The organism is Caballeronia sp. DA-9 (assembly GCF_051615025.1).
GTDB classification, from domain to species: domain Bacteria; phylum Pseudomonadota; class Gammaproteobacteria; order Burkholderiales; family Burkholderiaceae; genus Caballeronia; species Caballeronia sordidicola.
In genome coordinates this window covers 1,694,492-1,710,200 of the sequence record NZ_CP195133.1, presented here as the reverse complement: position 1 = coordinate 1,710,200, position 15,709 = coordinate 1,694,492, and the positions used below count along the sequence as shown (strand labels likewise).

Sequence of the window (15,709 nt, the reverse complement as noted above, 5' to 3'; positions counted from 1 at the left end):
CCATGAAACCCTCTGCCGCCCTCGATCTAAAACGCGACATCGTGCGGGAAGCTGTTGGCCGCTTTCGCGCCGCCAATCCGCGTGTGTTCGGCTCGGTTTTGCACGGCACCGACCTGGATGGCAGCGACCTGGATTTGCTGGTCGACGCGTTGCCGGGCGCTACGCTGTTCGACTTGGGCGGCTTGCAAATAGAACTCGAGGAGATGCTTGGCGTGGCCGTTGATCTGCTCACGCCAGGCGACCTGCCAATCAGGTTTCGAGCGCAGGTGTTAGCGGAAGCAGCGCCGGTATGAGCGATAACATCCGTCTTTCAGATTATCTCGATCACATTCAGCAAGCCGCTTGTGATGCATACAGCTTTGTTAGCGGAATGGACAAGGCTCAATTTTTAGCGGATAAACGCACACAAAGCGCAGTCGTCATGAGTTTGGTCATCATGGGCGAAGCATCGACGAAAGTCATGGATCGGCACCCCGAATTCGCGCAGCAACACGCCGGGATTCCCTGGCGTAGCATGCGAGGAATGCGTAATCGTATTGCGCACGGCTACTTCGAAATCGACCTCGATCTGGTATGGGATACCGTTCAGACCGCGTTGCTGGACCAATTGAACAAAAACACGCGCGCAGTACGACAACGAAGGCATAGGCCTTGGTCACTCTTCAAATTCGCCTGACTAGCACAATACATCTCATGTCCACCGCCCATCACCCCGACCAGACCATCGACGGCACGCCGATCCCCACTCTCGACGACATCGCCGCCCAGCACATGGCGCTCGCGCCGTGGGTCGCGCGCACGCCGACCTTCGAGCGGCATGACTTTCCCTCGCTCGAAGACACGTCCGTCAACTTCAAGTTCGAACTGCTGCAGGTCGGCGGCACGTTCAAGACGCGCGGCGCGTTCTCGCACCTGCTTGCGCTCTCCGAAAGCGAACGCGATGCCGGCGTCACGTGTGTGTCGGCGGGAAATCACGCGGTGGCCGTCGCTTATGCCGCCATGCGGCTCGAGATTGGCGCGAAGGTCGTGATGATCAAGACGGCAAGTCCGGCGCGCATCGCGCTGTGCCGCCGTTACGGCGCCGAAGTGGTGATGGCGGAGAACGGGGCTGAGGCGTTCGAGATCGTGCGGAAGATCGAAGCGGAAGAAGGCCGCTATTTCGTGCATCCGTTCAATGGATACAGGACTGTGATCGGAACGTCCACGCTCGGTTACGAATGGACCTCGCAGGCGCCCGATCTCGATGCGGTGATCTTGCCTATCGGTGGCGGCGGGCTCGCGGCGGGCGTGTCGCTGGCGTTCCGGCTCGCGAATCCATCGATACACGTATATGGCGTCGAGCCCGCGGGCGCCGACGCAATGAGCCAGAGCTTCGCAGCAAATCACACGATCAAGATGGGCGCAATGCAAAGCATCGCGGATTCATTGATGGCGCCGCATACCGAAGAATATAGCTACGAGTTGTGCCGGCGGCATATCGACCGTCTGGTGACCGTAACCGATAACGACTTGCGCCACGCCATGCTGCATGTGTTCAACGAGCTGAAGCTAGCCGTCGAGCCTGCGTGCGCCGCGGCCACGGCGGCGTTGCTCGGGCCGTTGCGCGAATCGCTCGAAGGAAAACGCGTCGGCGTCCTGCTGTGCGGCACGAACACCGACCCGGCAACCCTGAACAAGCACCTTTCGGCAGCGGCGCAAAACGGCTAAAGCACGTTGGTCAGGCGCTTGCGCTCGTTTTTCTGCATGACGTAATTCGCGCCGATCACGCCGACCGTCACAAACGCAATAAACAACGTGGCAAGCGCGTTCATCTCGGGATTCAATCCGAGCCGGACGCGCGAAAACACGACCAGTGGCAACGTTGTCGATCCCGGTCCCGACAGGAACGCGGACAAAACGAGGTCATCGATGGAAAGCGTGAACGACAGCAGCCACCCCGCCACCAATGCCTGCGATATCAACGGCAATGTGATCGCAAAAAACACTCTCAATGGCGTTGCGCCCAGATCGAGCGCGGCTTCTTCAAGCGACGGATTCAATTCCCTGACCCGCGATTCCACAATGATTGCAACATAGGAAATACACAGCATAACGTGGCCAATCCAGATGGTGAACAAGCCGCGTCCCGCCGGCCAGCCGAATACCTTGGCCATTTCCACGAACAGCAATAACAGCGATATCCCCTGAATCACTTCGGGAATCACCAGCGGCGCGTTGATCATGCCGGCGTACAGCGTGAAACCGCGAAACCGGCCCATGCGCGCGAGTACATAACCCGCCCACGTCCCGATCACCACTGAAGCACACGCGGTAAATACCGCAATGCGAATCGATAACCACGCGGCGTTAATCAATTCGTCATCGTGCACCAGCGCCCGATACCACTTGAACGAAAACGCCGTCCAGACCGTGACCAGTTGCGATTCGTTGAACGAATACACAATCAGGCTGATGATCGGAATATAAAGAAACAGAAATCCGATCCCGAGAAACGTGAAGCGCAGCGAGCGGCTGGGCTGGATCATCGTTTCTCCTCCAGTTGCTTCGCCTGGTAATACTGGAAGACCGCCATGGGCACGAGCAGCAACAGAACCATTGCGCACGTCACGGCTGAAGCCATGGGCCAATCGGCGTTATCGAAGAATTCATTCCACATCACGCGGCCGATCATCAAGGTGTCCGCGCCGCCGAGCAATTCCGGAATCACGTACTCGCCGACCGCAGGAATAAACACCAGCAGACAACCGGCAATAATCCCGTTCTTCGACAGCGGCAGCGTGATCTGCAAGAACGCTTTCCACGGCTTCGCGCCAAGGTCGTAAGCGGCTTCAAGCAAGGTCAGATCCATCTTCACCAGATGGGCGTAAAGCGGCATCACGAGAAACGGCAAATACGAATACACCATGCCGATATACACCGCGATATTCGTGTGATACAGCTCAATGGGCGAATGAATGATCCCTGTCCACATGAGGAAGTTATTCAGCAAGCCGTTATTCTTGAGAATGCCAATCCACGCATAAACGCGAATCAGAAACGACGTCCAGAACGGCAACATCACGGCCATCATCAGCAGATTGCGAGTCGCCGGATTCGAACGCGCGATGTAATACGCCATCGGATAACCAATCAGCAGACACAGCAACGTCGATACGCCCGCGACCAGCAGCGAGTTCATATACGTCGCGAAGTACAGGCTATCCGTCAGCAGAAACGCATAATGCGAGAAATCGAGCGCGATACTCAGCACGCCCTCTTTCAACGCGGTCAATTCCGTGTAGGGCGGAATGCCGAGGCGTGAATCGGAGAAACTGATCTTTACAACCAGAAGGAACGGCACGAGAAACAACAGCACGAGCCAAAGATACGGCCCGGCAATCACAGCCGTCCTTCCGGAGAGGCCGAACCGCTGCCGGATTGATTGCAGCGCCCTCATACTGTGAGCACCACGCCCGCGGACGCCGACCAGCGCACATAAACCTCGTCGTCCCAGGTGGGCGATTCGAGTTCGCCAGCCGTGAGGCTCGACAAGTTCGCCACCACCACCTTGCCGCTGTCGAGCTTCACGTGATAAAGCGTATAGCCGCCCATGTACGCGATGTTCGCAATCGTGCCGTGGCCCCAGTTGTAGGCGCCTTCGGGCGGTTTGCGCGTCAGCGCGATGCGCTCGGGGCGAACCGAGATGGTGACGGGCATGCCGAGCGGTCCCGTGATTCCGTGGTTCACGTACAGGCGCGAAGGCAGATCCTTCGATTCCACGAAGATATGATCGGGTTCGTCCTCGACTACGTTGCCGTCGAACAGATTGGTCGAACCGATGAATTCCGCCGTGAACCGGCTATTCGGATATTCGTAGACCTCGTGCGGCGTGCCGGTCTGCACGATCTCGCCCTCGCTCATCACCGCAATCCGGCCGGCCATGGTCATGGCCTCTTCCTGGTCGTGCGTGACCATGATGCATGTGACGCCGACCTTATCGAGAATGTTCACCAGCTCGATCTGCGTGCGCTGACGGATTTGTTTGTCGAGCGCGGACATGGGTTCGTCGAGCAGCAGCAGTTTCGGACGCTTTACAAGACTGCGGGCGAGCGCCACGCGCTGTTGCTGTCCACCGGACAATTGATTGGGTTTTCTCTGCGCGTAGCGCGCCATCTGCACGAGTTCAAGCGTCGCGTGCACGCGCTCTTTCAGTTCCGCGCCACGCACGCCTTCCTGCTTGAGCCCGAACGCGACATTCGCCTCCACCGACATATGCGGAAACAGCGCGTACGACTGGAACATCATGTTCGTCGGCCGTCGATACGGCGGCATGGCGGCGAGATCCTCGCCATCGATGAGAATGTGCCCCGAGCTCACGGACTCGAGCCCTGCCAGCATGCGCAGCAATGTGGATTTGCCGCAGCCGGAACTGCCGAGCAGCGCAAACAACTCGCCCTTTTTCACCGACAGATTCACGCCTTTCACCGCGACGGTTTCGTCGAACTTCTTGAAGACATCGACGATCCGCACGAAGTTGTTTTCGGCCCAGTCCGGGCTGCGCATGCCGGGTTCGGGGCGGCGGCCGTTGGGACCGACGGGGACGCCGGAACCGCCCGGGCCGCCTTGGCCGCCTGGCTGGGCAGGCGCTGCGCTCAACTGCTCACTCATGATCGGGTGCCCGGCTCCTGCGCTTTTGCGCGTTCGTGCTGCCTCGTTCCACTGCGCCATCTCCTGCTCTGATATTCAAACTGGCGACGAACAAAGCCCCCGGATGACCAGGGGCTTCGCGTCCATCGTACGCCTTGCGGTTCTATCGTACTATCGGCCGGATTTCAGTTCCGTCCACAAGCGCGTCTGCAGACGCTGGATTTCCGGCGGCAACGGCTTGAGCAGGAACAGCGTCTTGATCACGTCCTGCGGCGGATACACCGCCGGATCCTCGGCCACATCCTTCGATACATACTTGCGTGCTTCCTTGTTCGCGCTCGGGTAATACACCTCGTTCGTGATTCCAGCATGAACCTGCGGCGTCTCGATGTAGTTGATCCATTCGAGCGCGGCTTCCTTGTTCTTCGCGTCCTTCGGGATCGCCATCACGTCGAACCAGACCGGCGCGCCGCCTTTCGGGATGTAGTACTCGATCTTGAACGCCTTCTTCGCGTCCACCGCCCGGTGCTTGGCGATCACGACGTCGCCCGACCAGCCGTAGGTAAAGCAGACATCGCCGCCGACCAGGTCGTTGATATAACCCGACGAATTGAACTGCGTGATGTACGGGCGGATCTTCTTGAGCATCGCGAGCGCAGCGCGATAGTCGGCGGGGTTCGTGCTCATCGGATCCTTGCCGATGTAATGCAGGGCCGCCGCGAACATCTGGTCGGGCGCGTCGAGCACCGACACGCCGCACGCCTTCAGTTTCGAGATGTTCTCCGGCTTGAAGAGAATGTCCCAGTTGTCGAGCGGAACGCTCTTGCCAAGGATTTGCTGGACCTTGGTCACGTTGTAGCCAAGACCGGTCGTGCCGTAGGCCCACGGCACCGTGTACTGGTTGCCCGGATCGGCGCCCGCGACCAGCGCCATCAGGTCAGGATCGAGATATTTGAGGTTCGGGAGCCTGGATTTATCGAGCGGAGAAAAAATGCCCGCGGCGATCTGCTTGCCCGCGTAGTTGCTGGTCGGGACCACGATGTCGTAGCCCGAATTGCCGGTGAGCAATTTGGCTTGCAGTGTGTCGTCGCTGTCGTAATTGTCGTATTTGACCTTCACGCCCGACTGTTTTTCGAAGTTCGGAATGGTGTCCTTGGCAATATAGTCCGACCAGTTGTAGACGTTAAGCTGCGTGTCTTTCGCCGATGCCGCCATGGGCGCCGCCATTGCCACTGCGCCGGCTGCAGCCACGGTGGCGATCGCGCGCGCGGCAGCGCCTGTGCGCTTCGGTGAGCGTTTCGGTGCGCGCTTGAACGACTGGTCCGCCATTTTCATTGCCATATGAGTTTCTCCGTACTTTCGACTTGCCGACCATTGACCGCCCTCGTCCCGATGAGCTTTTTTCCAGTGCCCGACCAAGACTCTGCAAAAAAACGAAAACTATCATCAAAACGCGTCGCACCAAAAAACAATTGGGCGGGGTTGTAGCGCAAAGTTCACATGCGATCAATTCACCGCCAGCAAGGACTGGCGCGGGATGGCGCGTTGTGGCTGGCGTCTGCGTCGGGACGCTTAATGGACAGGATTTTGGACAGGATTTCGAGGTGCTCAGATACATCCCGGCGGGCAAAGACCACAATGCCGCCATTGAATCTAAAAGCGTATTCGCTTGCGTAATGTCATTATTGGGGAATTATTCCGTTTGTTAACGAATTGAAGGCCTTTTGTTCATGCTTGTCGATGTCATTGGCCGATGGCGACGGAACAGTCGTTGCTGTTAAACGCGTTCCAGGCCATTCATGAATGCGATTGCCGGACCCGCCATTTTTTCCACCCGTCTGCACCGTTCCGGTATCGGCAAACAGGCCTCAGAACTGCATGAACACGAATTCGTCCGCTTTCGACCAGACTGGCTCCGCCACCACCGCTGAACCCGATCATCGTGGCGACCCGCCCGACGGCTCGCCTCGCGTGCGCGGACGCTGGTTCTCGTTTGTCGGCGCGGGCGCGCTGGTCGCAGTCGGCTACATGGACCCGGGCAATTGGGCCACCGCGCTCGGCAGCGGCGCCAAGTACGGCTATCAGTTGCTAAGCGTCGTGCTGGCGGCAAGCCTCATGGGACTGCTGCTGCAATGGGTGGCATCGAAAGTCGGCGTAGTGACCGGACGCGATCTCGCCCAGTTGTGCCGCGCGCGCTATAGCCGCCGCACCACGATTTTTCTCTGGATCACCTGCGAGATCGCGATCATTGCGTGCGACGTGGCGGAGGTCGTCGGCAGCGCCGTTGCGTTGCAACTGCTGCTCGGCGTGTCGCTCACAGTCGGCGTGCTGATGTCCGCAGTCGGCACCTTCGCCATGTTGGCGCTGCAAAGTCGAGGACAACGTCCTTTGCAGATCGTCATCACCACGCTGATATTTTTTGTCGGCTTTTGCTTCGTCGTTGAACTCGCACTCGCCAATCCTTCGTGGCGCGGCGCGCTGGCAGGCCTCGCGCCGCCTGCTGCGCTGTTGCGCGACGCCGGCATGATCTGGCTCGCGGCGGGCATTCTCGGCGCCACCGTCATGCCGCACAATCTTTATCTGCACTCGTCGCTGGTGAAGGACCACGCAAAAAACGGCGATGACGAATCCATCTCTGACGCCATGAAAGGCGTGAACATCGACACGTTTGCATCGTTAAGCCTGGCTTTCACGGTGAACGCGTCGCTCCTGATCGTGGCCGCGGCCGTGTTCCACGCGAGCGGCCATTACGACGTAAGCGATCTCGCCGATGCACACCGTCTGATCGCCCCGCTCGTCGGAAGCAAGTGGGCGAGCGTCATCTTCGCGGCGGCGCTGCTCGCCTGCGGACTGAACGCGACGGTCACCGGCACGCTGGCCGGGCAGGCGGTCATGGAAGGTTTCCTGCAATTGAAGATTGCGCGCTGGGCGCGTGCGCTTCTGACCCGCACGCTTGCCATCGGGCCGGCGCTGCTTGCTGTCGGCGCATTCGGCGAACATGGTTCGAACCAGTTGCTGGTCGCGAGCCAGGTGGTGTTGAGCCTGCAACTACCGCTCGCCGTGATTCCCCTTGTCCGATTTGCCTCCGATGCCTGCCTCATGGGCCGCTGGCGCGTCAAGCGCATTCCGCTCGCGCTGGCGTGGATGTGCGCCGGGATTATCGTGGTGCTGAACGTGGCCTTGTTGTGGCAACTGGTGACGGATGTTTGAGCCGGCTCGCTGACTTATTCATGGCGCTTCAATCTGCCAAAGCCGCTGTTTAGCTCGACCCGCTATAACGCGTCCGACAGTCCGATTCGATTCGACCGCGCACTGATTGCCGGCTGACGGGACCGCTTCTTGCTTTTCCTGCCCCTTTCGCACCGCATTCCGAGATAGACGCTCATCGCGTTTACAATTCTGCGTTTCACGAATTCATTGGCATCTTGAGATGCCGCGAGCAATCGTGGATCAGCGAATCTGGCGGTTGCGATCCGCGCTCGATCAGAGGCAAGGTAAATCATTTCATTGTTTTGCCGCATCGCCGCGCTCGACGCTCATCAACGCACAACAAGGACAATCGTTTCATGGCCCGTGGCTCATTGCATTTCATCAACCGCTCGCCCTGGCGCGACATGCTCCGCGCTTCCCGTTTCACCCCGCTCGCCGCGGCGCTGGGCCTGGCTCTTTGCTGGACGACGGCACATGCAACGGTCTCTGTGCTGCAACCCGTACGCGAAGCCGCGGCCCAGCAACCGCTCGAACTCACGCTGCTTTACAGCGATGACGACCGTAAACCGCTCAGCGTGGATGTCCCGAAAAACCTGACCGTCACGTTGACGAACGGCGATCTGCCGCCCAAACCGCTCACGCTCGAACGCGAAGCGAACGTGCCCGACAAGCTCACGCTGCGCCCCGGCCAATACAGAAAGGTCCGATATTCGGCGCCGTGGCCCGAGTCCGCGCGCGGCACGGTGAAAGTCGATCCGGTCGGTTTCGATTCATCGCCCATGTTGATCGTGCTTAATCGGGGCGAAAAGCAGGCTCAGGTCGTGGCCGCAGAAACCGCCGAGACGCAGGCTAAAACGCCGCAGCAACTTGCAACGGCCGAGACTGCGGCCAACACGTCGGCCGTGCCTACGCCTACGACCGATCGCATGCTGAGCGGCCGTTTGTCGACGTTCGAGCCCATGTATTTCGCCGATGGCCAGAACGGCGACAACCTCGCCAAGTTCCAGTTCAGCTTCAAGTACCGGCTGATGCTGCCCGACGATCCCCGCTCGCGCAGTTTTCTAGACAACCTGTATCTCGCGTACACGCAGACGTCGATATGGGATTTGTCCGCCGAGTCGGCGCCCTTTCGCGACACGAGCTATCAGCCGCAGCTTTTCTACTACTTGCAGGACACGGGCTGGAAGAGCTCGCTCTGGTCGCGCATGGGCGTGACAGCGGGTATTGGCCATGAATCGAACGGCAAGAGCGGCGCCGATTCCCGCGCGATCAACATTGCCTTCGTGCGTCCGACCTGGGATTTCGGCGATATCGATTCGAACCACCTGACCATATCGCCGAAGATTTACTACTACATCACGAAGAGCGGCAACGAGGATATCCAGGACTATCGCGGATACGTAGACCTGTTGGTCAAGTACGGCAGCCCGGATAGCTGGCAGCTCGCGGCAACGTTGCGCAAGGGAACGAAGGCAAAATACGGCAGCGTCGACGCCCAGTTCACCTACCCGCTCGCCAAGCTGATCAACAGCGCCTGGGGCGGTTATTTGTGGGTGGGCTATTTCAACGGATACGGCGAAGATATTCTCGACTACAACCAGCGGCAACACTGGATCGCGCGGATCGGATACAGCATTGCAAGGTAAAATCGGGGTTACTTTCTGCGCGGGTACTGCATTGGGATTAAATGCAGCGTCCGCTTTACAGGCGTCTTATGGCATCGAATCTTCACGATTTACCCGACAGCCCGTGCATTGGCGTGTGCTCCACACTCTTTGACGACGTCTGCAAAGGTTGCGGCCGTACGGCTTCCGAAGTGTCCAACTGGGTATTCCTCAGCGACGACGAAAAGCGCGCCATCTGGGAGCGCATCAACCGCGAAGGCACGGCAATGCGCTTTACGCGCGATAAGGTCTGAAACGGGATTTCGGCACCGCTCGCGCATGCCCCTCATGCAGACACGGCGGGACGGATATCCGCCACGAGCAGATCAAGCAGTTCGCGCACGCTGCGAATTGCCGAACCGAACGGCAATATCTCGCGCCCGCGAAAGAACAGACCGGTCTCCCGGTCGCCGCGCAAGGCGGCGCTCAGACGTGCATCAATACAGAAGTGCCCGAACTTCTCGATGCCGTCACGCCAGCCGCACGCTGTCAGACAGTTCAAACCCGTTTCGCATAGTTGCTGTTTCGTGCCGATTTTTTCGCGGATCTTTGTTTCTTGCCGCATGTACCGCACAAGCCAGGGCGTCTTCACGGCGCGCGCCGGCAAACCGGTCACGCTCACAAACTCGGCGATATCGTCAGGCTTTGCATCGGCGAGAATGCGCTTGAATTCGAGATGCGCGTCGCCTTCTTCGGTCACGGCGAACGCCGTACCAAGCTGCACGCCGGAGGCGCCGAGCGTGAGCCAGTGGCGAACCGCGGCGTGACTGTTGATGCCCCCTGCCACGATCAGCGGAATCTGCGTGCGGCTCAGGCCGAGCGAATCGAAGGTCTGCATGGTTTCCTCGATCACGCGCGCAAATTCGAAACGCTCGCTTGGGATATCCGCGACGCTTGCCACGCCAAGATGACCGCCTGCGTGCGCCGGATGCTCGATCACGATGGCGTCCGGCAAGCGCTTCTTTTTCATCCACTTCTTGAGCACCAGCGCAATGCCGCGGCTATCCGAGAGAATAGGAATCAGCGCGATATCGACGCCTTCGGTCATATCCGGCAGATCGAGCGGCAAGCCCGCACCCATGACAATGGCGTCAGCGCCGCTTTCGCACGCCGTACGCACCGCCTCCGCATAGGAAGCGACCGCGCGCATTACGTTCACGGCGACCATGCCGCGGCCTTCGCTGAGTTCCTTGGCCGCGATGATTTCCCGGGCAAGCGCGGTCTGGTTCGCTGCTTCGAGCGTCGCCTGAACCGGATTTTGCCTGCACAGTTCCATCAGGTCGGGATGGTGGTGGCGCAAGTCGATGCTCGAAATCGTACCCATGGCGCCCTCCCTCGCAACCGTACCGGCCAGCCGATGCGCGGAAACGCCAACGCCCATGCCTCCCTGGACAACAGGGAGCAACGTGCGGCCGCGGATGGTCAGAGGGGAAAGAGGCGTCATTGGGGGTCAACTCCTGGGTCAAAGTTTCTAGCTTGCAGGAGGTTTGACAAACCCACGTTGAGATTTATCAATCAAGTTCGACTGTAGCGTGTTTCGTTTAGGTCAACGTGTTTGTGGTTTGTTTTGTTGCGAGTTCAGGCCATGTCCAACGGCTTGGCTGTTCCGCGACTCAAAATGCAAAAAGGGCCCGCTTGTTCACGAAGCGGGCCCTTTGATGCTCGGCAATTCGACTGCGAGTTATTGAATACCCTGGCTCGCCAGTAACTCTTCATACGTGCCGCCGAAGTCACGAATGGTGCCGTCGTTCTTGACCTCAATCACCCGATTCGCCAGTCCGTTCACGAATTCGCGGTCGTGCGACACGAAGATCAACGTGCCTTCGTACTTCTCCAGTGCAATCTGCAGGGATTCGATCGATTCCATGTCCATATGGTTGGTCGGCTCGTCCATCAGCAACACGTTGGGGCGGCCGAGCATCAGCTTGCCCCAGATCATGCGGCCTTTTTCACCGCCCGAAAGCACCTTCACGGACTTCTTGATATCGTCCGCGTTGAAAAGCAAGCGGCCGAGCGTGCCGCGCACCATCTGATCGTCGTCGCCGTCCTGACGATACTGATCGACCCAGTCGGTCAGCGTCTCGTCTTTCGGAAACTCTTCGTACGTGTCCTGCGGCATGTAGCCGACCAGCGCATTTTCCGCCCACTTGACCGTGCCGCCATCCAGTTCGATAGCACCCTTCAGCGCGCGCAGCAGCGTGGTCTTGCCAGCACCGTTCTCGCCGATGATCGCAATCCGTTCGCCGGGCTGCACGCTCAGGTTGAAGTGACTGAAGATGGTCCGGTCGTATTTCTTCGTGATGCCGTCGGCCACGACCGCGATGTTATGCAGTTTCTTCTCGAAGTCGAAGCGAATGAACGGATTCTGGCGCGACGAAGGCTTGAACTCCTCGATCTTGATCTTCTCGATCTGCTTTGCGCGGCTGGTCGCCTGGCGCGCCTTTGACTTGTTGGCTGAAAAGCGGCGCACGAAGTCCTGCAAATCGGCCACGCGATCTTTCGCCTTCTGGTTCGCGCTTGCCTGACGCTCGCGCGCCTGCGCCGACGCCAGCATATAGTCGTCGTAATTTCCCGGATAAACCTTGAGCGTGCCGTAATCCATGTCCGCCATGTGCGTGCAGACCTGGTTCAGGAAGTGCCGGTCGTGGGAAATGATCACCATGGTCGAGTTGTACTGGTTCAGCACGTCCTCGAGCCAACGGATGGATGTAATGTCCAGGTTGTTGGTCGGCTCGTCGAGCAGCAGCACGTCCGGCTTCGAGAACAGGGCCTGCGCCAGCAGCACCCGCAGCTTCCAGCCCGGGGCAACGTTGCTCATTGGCCCCATATGGTCTTCGATGGCAATGCCGATGCCCAGCAAGAGTTCGCCCGCGCGCGCTTCGGCAGTATAGCCGTCGTATTCCGCGAACTTTGCCTCCAGTTCCGCGGCGTGCATGTAGTCGTCGTCTGTTGCGTCCGGGTTCGCGTAAATGGCGTCGCGTTCGGACATGGCGTTCCACATTTCGGTGTGGCCCATCATCACGACGTCGATCACGCGCATGTCTTCATACGCGAACTGGTCCTGGCGCAACTTGCCCAGGCGCACGTTCGGCTCGAGCATCACGTTGCCGGAGCTTGGTTCCAGGTCGCCACCCAGGATTTTCATGAAGGTGGATTTGCCGCAGCCGTTCGCCCCGATCAGTCCGTAGCGATTTCCTTCTCCGAACTTGACCGAAATGTTCTCGAAGAGGGGCTTCGGCCCGAATTGCATGGTGATATTGGCAGTAGACAGCACAGCGCGTCCTTTTGAATGGTGTACGGCGAAAAACCTGCAATTTTAGCAGTTTTTGCGACGATTTGCGGCATTGCAGCGGAACTGGCCGGGTTACCGCCGGTGAGAAACGCGCCAGTAGCCAGTGCCGCTTGCCGCTTGGCTAGACGCGCTCGGCGATGTAAGCCTTCACCACACCCGGATCAGCACTGACGATATCGAATTTCTGTGGCAATTCTTCCATGCCAATAAACGCCGCCGGGCGTTCCGGTTCGCGCTGCAAGGCTTCGCGGATAGTCTCGCCAAATTTGATGGGCTGTGCAGTTTCCAGCACGATCATCGGAACACCGGGTATCAGGTGCTCGCGCGCCACTTTCAGCCCGTCGGCCGTGTGCGTGTCGATCATGGTCCCGTAGCGGTTGAACGCGTCGCGGATTGTTTCCACGCGATCCGCGTGGCTGCTGCGGCCCGACACAAAACCGAACTGCTTGACGCGTGCAAAGTCGCCGCTTGCAGCAAGATCGAAACCGCCTTTCTCCTCGACGTCGCGGAAAAGCTGCAGGACGCGCGACGGGTCGCGTCCGAGCAGATCGAACACAAAACGCTCGAAGTTCGACGCCTTCGAGATATCCATGCTCGGGCTGGTCGTGTGATACGTCTCGGCCGCCGTGCGCACGCGATAAACGCCCGTGCGGAAGAATTCGTCGAGCACATCGTTTTCGTTCGTGGCGACGACCAGTTGCTCGATCGGCAAGCCCATCATGCGGGCAATATGGCCGGCGCAGACATTACCGAAATTGCCGGACGGCACCGTGAACGACACGCGTTCGGCATTCGACTGGGTTGCGGCGAAGTAACCCTTGAAGTAATAGACCACTTGCGCCACGACGCGCGCCCAGTTGATCGAGTTGACCGTGCCGATCTTGTTGTTGGCCTTGAACGCGTGATCGTTCGATACAGCTTTGACGATGTCCTGGCAGTTATCGAAGTTGCCAACCACCGCCAGATTGAAAATGTTCGGATCCTGCAGCGAAAACATCTGCGCCGTCTGGAATGCGCTCATTTTCTGATGCGGCGAAAGCATGAACACGCGCACGCCCTGCTTGCCGCGCATCGCGTATTCGGCCGCGCTGCCCGTGTCGCCCGAAGTCGCGCCCAAAATGTTGAGCGTCTCGCCGTGCTTGGCCAGCGTGTACTCGAACAGATTGCCGAGCAACTGCATGGCCATGTCCTTGAACGCGAGCGTCGGTCCGTTCGACAACTCCAGCAGCGACACTGTCGTGCCGTTCTCGACGCCAAGCGTCTTGATGGGTGTGATCTGCGACGCGCTCTCGTGGTCGCGCACATTGCTGTACGTGCTCGCCGTGTAGGTGCGGCGCGTGAGCGAACGCAAATCCTCGTCGGGAATATCGTCGCTGAACTTGCGCAGGATTTCATAGGCAAGATCGGCATAAGGCAGCGAGCGCCAGGTATCGAGTTCCTGCGCCGTGACGCAGGGATACTCGGCGGGCAAATACAGGCCGCCGTCCTTGGCAAGACCGCCGAGCAGGATGTCGGAGAAAGTATGACGCTCGCCGATACCGGCGCCGCGCGTGGAGATGTAGTTCATTTCAAGACCCTATTTCAACCCTTCCATGCGCAGTTTCGTCACCTTCGAAACCACCGTGGAGAGCGCTTCGATCTGCGTGATCGCTGCGTTGATTTCCTTTTCTACCGTCTCATGCGTGATCAGGATGATGTCGGTCTCGCCCTTGTCTTCACCATCGACATGCTCGGATTCCTTCTGCAGCAACGCGTCGATGGAAATGGCCTTGTCGGCGAGAATCCGCGTGATGTTGGCAAGCACGCCCGTCACGTCCGCCACGCGCAAACGCAGGTAGTAGCTGCTCGTCACTTCCTCGATGGGCAGGATCGGCGTGTTGGCGAGGCTGTCATGCTGGAACGCCAGATGCGGCACGCGATGCTCGGGGTCAGCCGTATGCAGGCGCGTCACGTCCACGAGATCCGCGACCACCGCCGACGCCGTTGGCTCGGCGCCTGCGCCCTTGCCGTAATAAAGCGTGGTGCCCACGGCGTCGCCATGGACGACCACCGCGTTCATTGCGCCTTCCACGTTCGCCAGCAAGCGCTTTTCCGGAATCAGCGTTGGATGCGTACGCAATTCGATGCCTTTCTCCGTGCGGCGCGCAATGCCCAGCAACTTGATCCGGTAGCCCAGATCCTCGGCGTAGCGGATATCGATTGCGTCGAGCTTGCTGATGCCTTCCACATACGCGCGGTCGAATTGCACCGGGACGCCGAACGCAATCGCGCTCATGAGCGTGACCTTGTGCGCGGCATCCACGCCTTCAATGTCGAAGGTCGGGTCCGCTTCGGCGTAACCCAGATCCTGTGCCGCTTTCAGCGCGGTCGCGAAGTCGAGCCCGCGGTCGCGCATCTCCGAGAGAATGTAGTTTGTCGTACCGTTGATGATTCCCGCGATGTACTCGATCCGGTTGGCTGTCAGCCCTTCGCGCAGCGCCTTGATGATCGGAATGCCGCCCGCGACCGCAGCCTCGAACGCCACCATCACGCCCTTCTTGCTGGCCGCCTCGAAAATTTCGCTGCCGTGCACGGCGAGCAGCGCCTTGTTCGCCGTCACGACGTGCTTGCCGTTGGCAATCGCGCGCAGCACCAGATCGCGCGCCAGACCCGTGCCGCCAATCATTTCAGCCACGATGTCAATGGAAGGATCGTCCACGACCGCATTGAAATCCGTCGTGATCCCGATGCCTTCGGCGCCCTTCACCTTGGACGGCGTGCGCACGGCAATACGCGAAATTTCAATACCGCGTCCAGCGCGCCGTTTGATTTCTTCCTGATTTCGGCGCAGCACCGTGAAGGTGCCGCTGCCGACCGTGCCGAAGCCCAAGAGGCCAACTTTGATCGGTTCCATTGCAGCGTAAGTCTTTTAAGAGAG

General features: G+C 59.3%; 14 protein-coding genes. 6 read left to right on the top strand and 8 right to left on the bottom strand.

What is annotated here, in order from left to right:
* The first annotated feature begins 2 nt into the window (after positions 1–2).
* From ACRWA7_RS24140 to ACRWA7_RS24130, 3 genes are read left to right on the top strand one after another with little or no spacing between them, the layout of a single operon-like run.
* The gene (locus ACRWA7_RS24140) at positions 3–293 is read left to right on the top strand and encodes a nucleotidyltransferase family protein (protein WP_060857177.1); all 291 of its coding nucleotides are present in this window, start codon (positions 3–5) and stop codon (positions 291–293) included.
* Positions 290–676, top strand: coding sequence for a HepT-like ribonuclease domain-containing protein (locus tag ACRWA7_RS24135; RefSeq protein ID WP_060857176.1), 387 nt, complete (start codon positions 290–292; stop codon positions 674–676). The genes ACRWA7_RS24140 and ACRWA7_RS24135 overlap by 4 nt, the downstream gene beginning before the upstream one ends.
* 17 nt (positions 677–693) lie before the next feature.
* Positions 694–1,707: a threonine/serine dehydratase gene (locus tag ACRWA7_RS24130; protein WP_438396563.1), complete on the top strand. Its 1,014-nt coding sequence runs from the start codon at positions 694–696 to the stop codon at positions 1,705–1,707.
* Here ACRWA7_RS24130 and ACRWA7_RS24125 read toward each other — a convergent pair.
* From ACRWA7_RS24125 to ACRWA7_RS24110, 4 genes are all read right to left on the bottom strand, one after another.
* The gene (locus tag ACRWA7_RS24125) at positions 1,704–2,525 is read right to left on the bottom strand and encodes an ABC transporter permease subunit (protein ID WP_438396562.1); all 822 of its coding nucleotides are present in this window, start codon (positions 2,523–2,525) and stop codon (positions 1,704–1,706) included. The two genes, ACRWA7_RS24130 and ACRWA7_RS24125, sit on opposite strands and share 4 nt — an antisense overlap.
* A complete protein-coding gene (locus ACRWA7_RS24120; RefSeq protein WP_060857174.1) occupies positions 2,522–3,436 on the bottom strand; it encodes an ABC transporter permease subunit in 915 nt (304 codons plus the stop codon). Before ACRWA7_RS24120 ends, ACRWA7_RS24125 begins: the two co-directional genes overlap by 4 nt.
* Positions 3,433–4,542: an ABC transporter ATP-binding protein gene (locus ACRWA7_RS24115; RefSeq protein WP_438396766.1), complete on the bottom strand. Its 1,110-nt coding sequence runs from the start codon at positions 4,540–4,542 to the stop codon at positions 3,433–3,435. The genes ACRWA7_RS24120 and ACRWA7_RS24115 overlap by 4 nt, the downstream gene beginning before the upstream one ends.
* 255 nt (positions 4,543–4,797) lie before the next feature.
* Positions 4,798–5,853 (bottom strand): polyamine ABC transporter substrate-binding protein, encoded by a 1,056-nt coding sequence (locus ACRWA7_RS24110; protein WP_438396765.1) that lies wholly within the window; start codon positions 5,851–5,853, stop codon positions 4,798–4,800.
* Between the two features lie 651 nt (positions 5,854–6,504).
* Here ACRWA7_RS24110 and ACRWA7_RS24105 point away from each other — a divergent pair.
* The 3 genes from ACRWA7_RS24105 to ACRWA7_RS24095 all read left to right on the top strand — a co-directional run bounded on the left by ACRWA7_RS24105 (position 6,505) and on the right by ACRWA7_RS24095 (position 9,754).
* A complete protein-coding gene (locus ACRWA7_RS24105; protein ID WP_438396561.1) occupies positions 6,505–7,836 on the top strand; it encodes an Nramp family divalent metal transporter in 1,332 nt (443 codons plus the stop codon).
* Between the two features lie 356 nt (positions 7,837–8,192).
* The gene (locus ACRWA7_RS24100; protein WP_438396560.1) at positions 8,193–9,482 is read left to right on the top strand and encodes a phospholipase A; all 1,290 of its coding nucleotides are present in this window, start codon (positions 8,193–8,195) and stop codon (positions 9,480–9,482) included.
* 68 nt (positions 9,483–9,550) lie between these two features.
* Positions 9,551–9,754 carry a DUF1289 domain-containing protein gene (locus ACRWA7_RS24095; RefSeq protein ID WP_060857172.1) on the top strand — a complete coding sequence of 68 codons (204 nt, stop codon included), beginning with the start codon at positions 9,551–9,553 and terminating at the stop codon, positions 9,752–9,754.
* 32 nt (positions 9,755–9,786) lie between these two features.
* On the opposite strand, the gene ACRWA7_RS24090 is transcribed toward ACRWA7_RS24095, so the two are convergent.
* From ACRWA7_RS24090 to ACRWA7_RS24075, 4 genes are all read right to left on the bottom strand, one after another.
* Positions 9,787–10,944: an NAD(P)H-dependent flavin oxidoreductase gene (locus ACRWA7_RS24090; protein ID WP_438396558.1), complete on the bottom strand. Its 1,158-nt coding sequence runs from the start codon at positions 10,942–10,944 to the stop codon at positions 9,787–9,789.
* 237 nt (positions 10,945–11,181) lie between these two features.
* The gene (locus ACRWA7_RS24085; RefSeq protein ID WP_060857170.1) at positions 11,182–12,774 is read right to left on the bottom strand and encodes an ABC-F family ATPase; all 1,593 of its coding nucleotides are present in this window, start codon (positions 12,772–12,774) and stop codon (positions 11,182–11,184) included.
* A 139-nt stretch (positions 12,775–12,913) separates the two neighbouring features.
* Positions 12,914–14,359: a threonine synthase gene (thrC, locus tag ACRWA7_RS24080; protein ID WP_438396556.1), complete on the bottom strand. Its 1,446-nt coding sequence runs from the start codon at positions 14,357–14,359 to the stop codon at positions 12,914–12,916.
* A 9-nt stretch (positions 14,360–14,368) separates the two neighbouring features.
* Complete coding sequence (locus ACRWA7_RS24075; protein ID WP_438396554.1) at positions 14,369–15,685, bottom strand: homoserine dehydrogenase; 1,317 nt, start codon at positions 15,683–15,685, stop codon at positions 14,369–14,371.
* Between the last annotated feature and the right edge of the window lie 24 nt (positions 15,686–15,709).

Bases quoted from the DNA above. Each gene is read 5' to 3' on its own strand.
- ACRWA7_RS24125 (WP_438396562.1), bottom strand. From the start codon at position 2,525: ATGATCCAGCCCAGCCGCTCGCTGCGCTTCACGTTTCTCGGGATCGGA.
- ACRWA7_RS24075 (WP_438396554.1), bottom strand. From the start codon at position 15,685: ATGGAACCGATCAAAGTTGGCCTCTTGGGCTTCGGCACGGTCGGCAGC.
- ACRWA7_RS24120 (WP_060857174.1), bottom strand. From the start codon at position 3,436: ATGAGGGCGCTGCAATCAATCCGGCAGCGGTTCGGCCTCTCCGGAAGG.
- ACRWA7_RS24090 (WP_438396558.1), bottom strand. From the start codon at position 10,944: ATGACGCCTCTTTCCCCTCTGACCATCCGCGGCCGCACGTTGCTCCCT.
- ACRWA7_RS24115 (WP_438396766.1), bottom strand. From the start codon at position 4,542: ATGCGCAGCCCGGACTGGGCCGAAAACAACTTCGTGCGGATCGTCGAT.
- thrC (WP_438396556.1), bottom strand. From the start codon at position 14,359: ATGAACTACATCTCCACGCGCGGCGCCGGTATCGGCGAGCGTCATACT.
- ACRWA7_RS24130 (WP_438396563.1), top strand. From the start codon at position 694: ATGTCCACCGCCCATCACCCCGACCAGACCATCGACGGCACGCCGATC.
- ACRWA7_RS24140 (WP_060857177.1), top strand. From the start codon at position 3: ATGAAACCCTCTGCCGCCCTCGATCTAAAACGCGACATCGTGCGGGAA.
- ACRWA7_RS24100 (WP_438396560.1), top strand. From the start codon at position 8,193: ATGGCCCGTGGCTCATTGCATTTCATCAACCGCTCGCCCTGGCGCGAC.
- ACRWA7_RS24095 (WP_060857172.1), top strand. From the start codon at position 9,551: ATGGCATCGAATCTTCACGATTTACCCGACAGCCCGTGCATTGGCGTG.
- ACRWA7_RS24110 (WP_438396765.1), bottom strand. From the start codon at position 5,853: ATGGCGGCGCCCATGGCGGCATCGGCGAAAGACACGCAGCTTAACGTC.
- ACRWA7_RS24135 (WP_060857176.1), top strand. From the start codon at position 290: ATGAGCGATAACATCCGTCTTTCAGATTATCTCGATCACATTCAGCAA.
- ACRWA7_RS24105 (WP_438396561.1), top strand. From the start codon at position 6,505: ATGAACACGAATTCGTCCGCTTTCGACCAGACTGGCTCCGCCACCACC.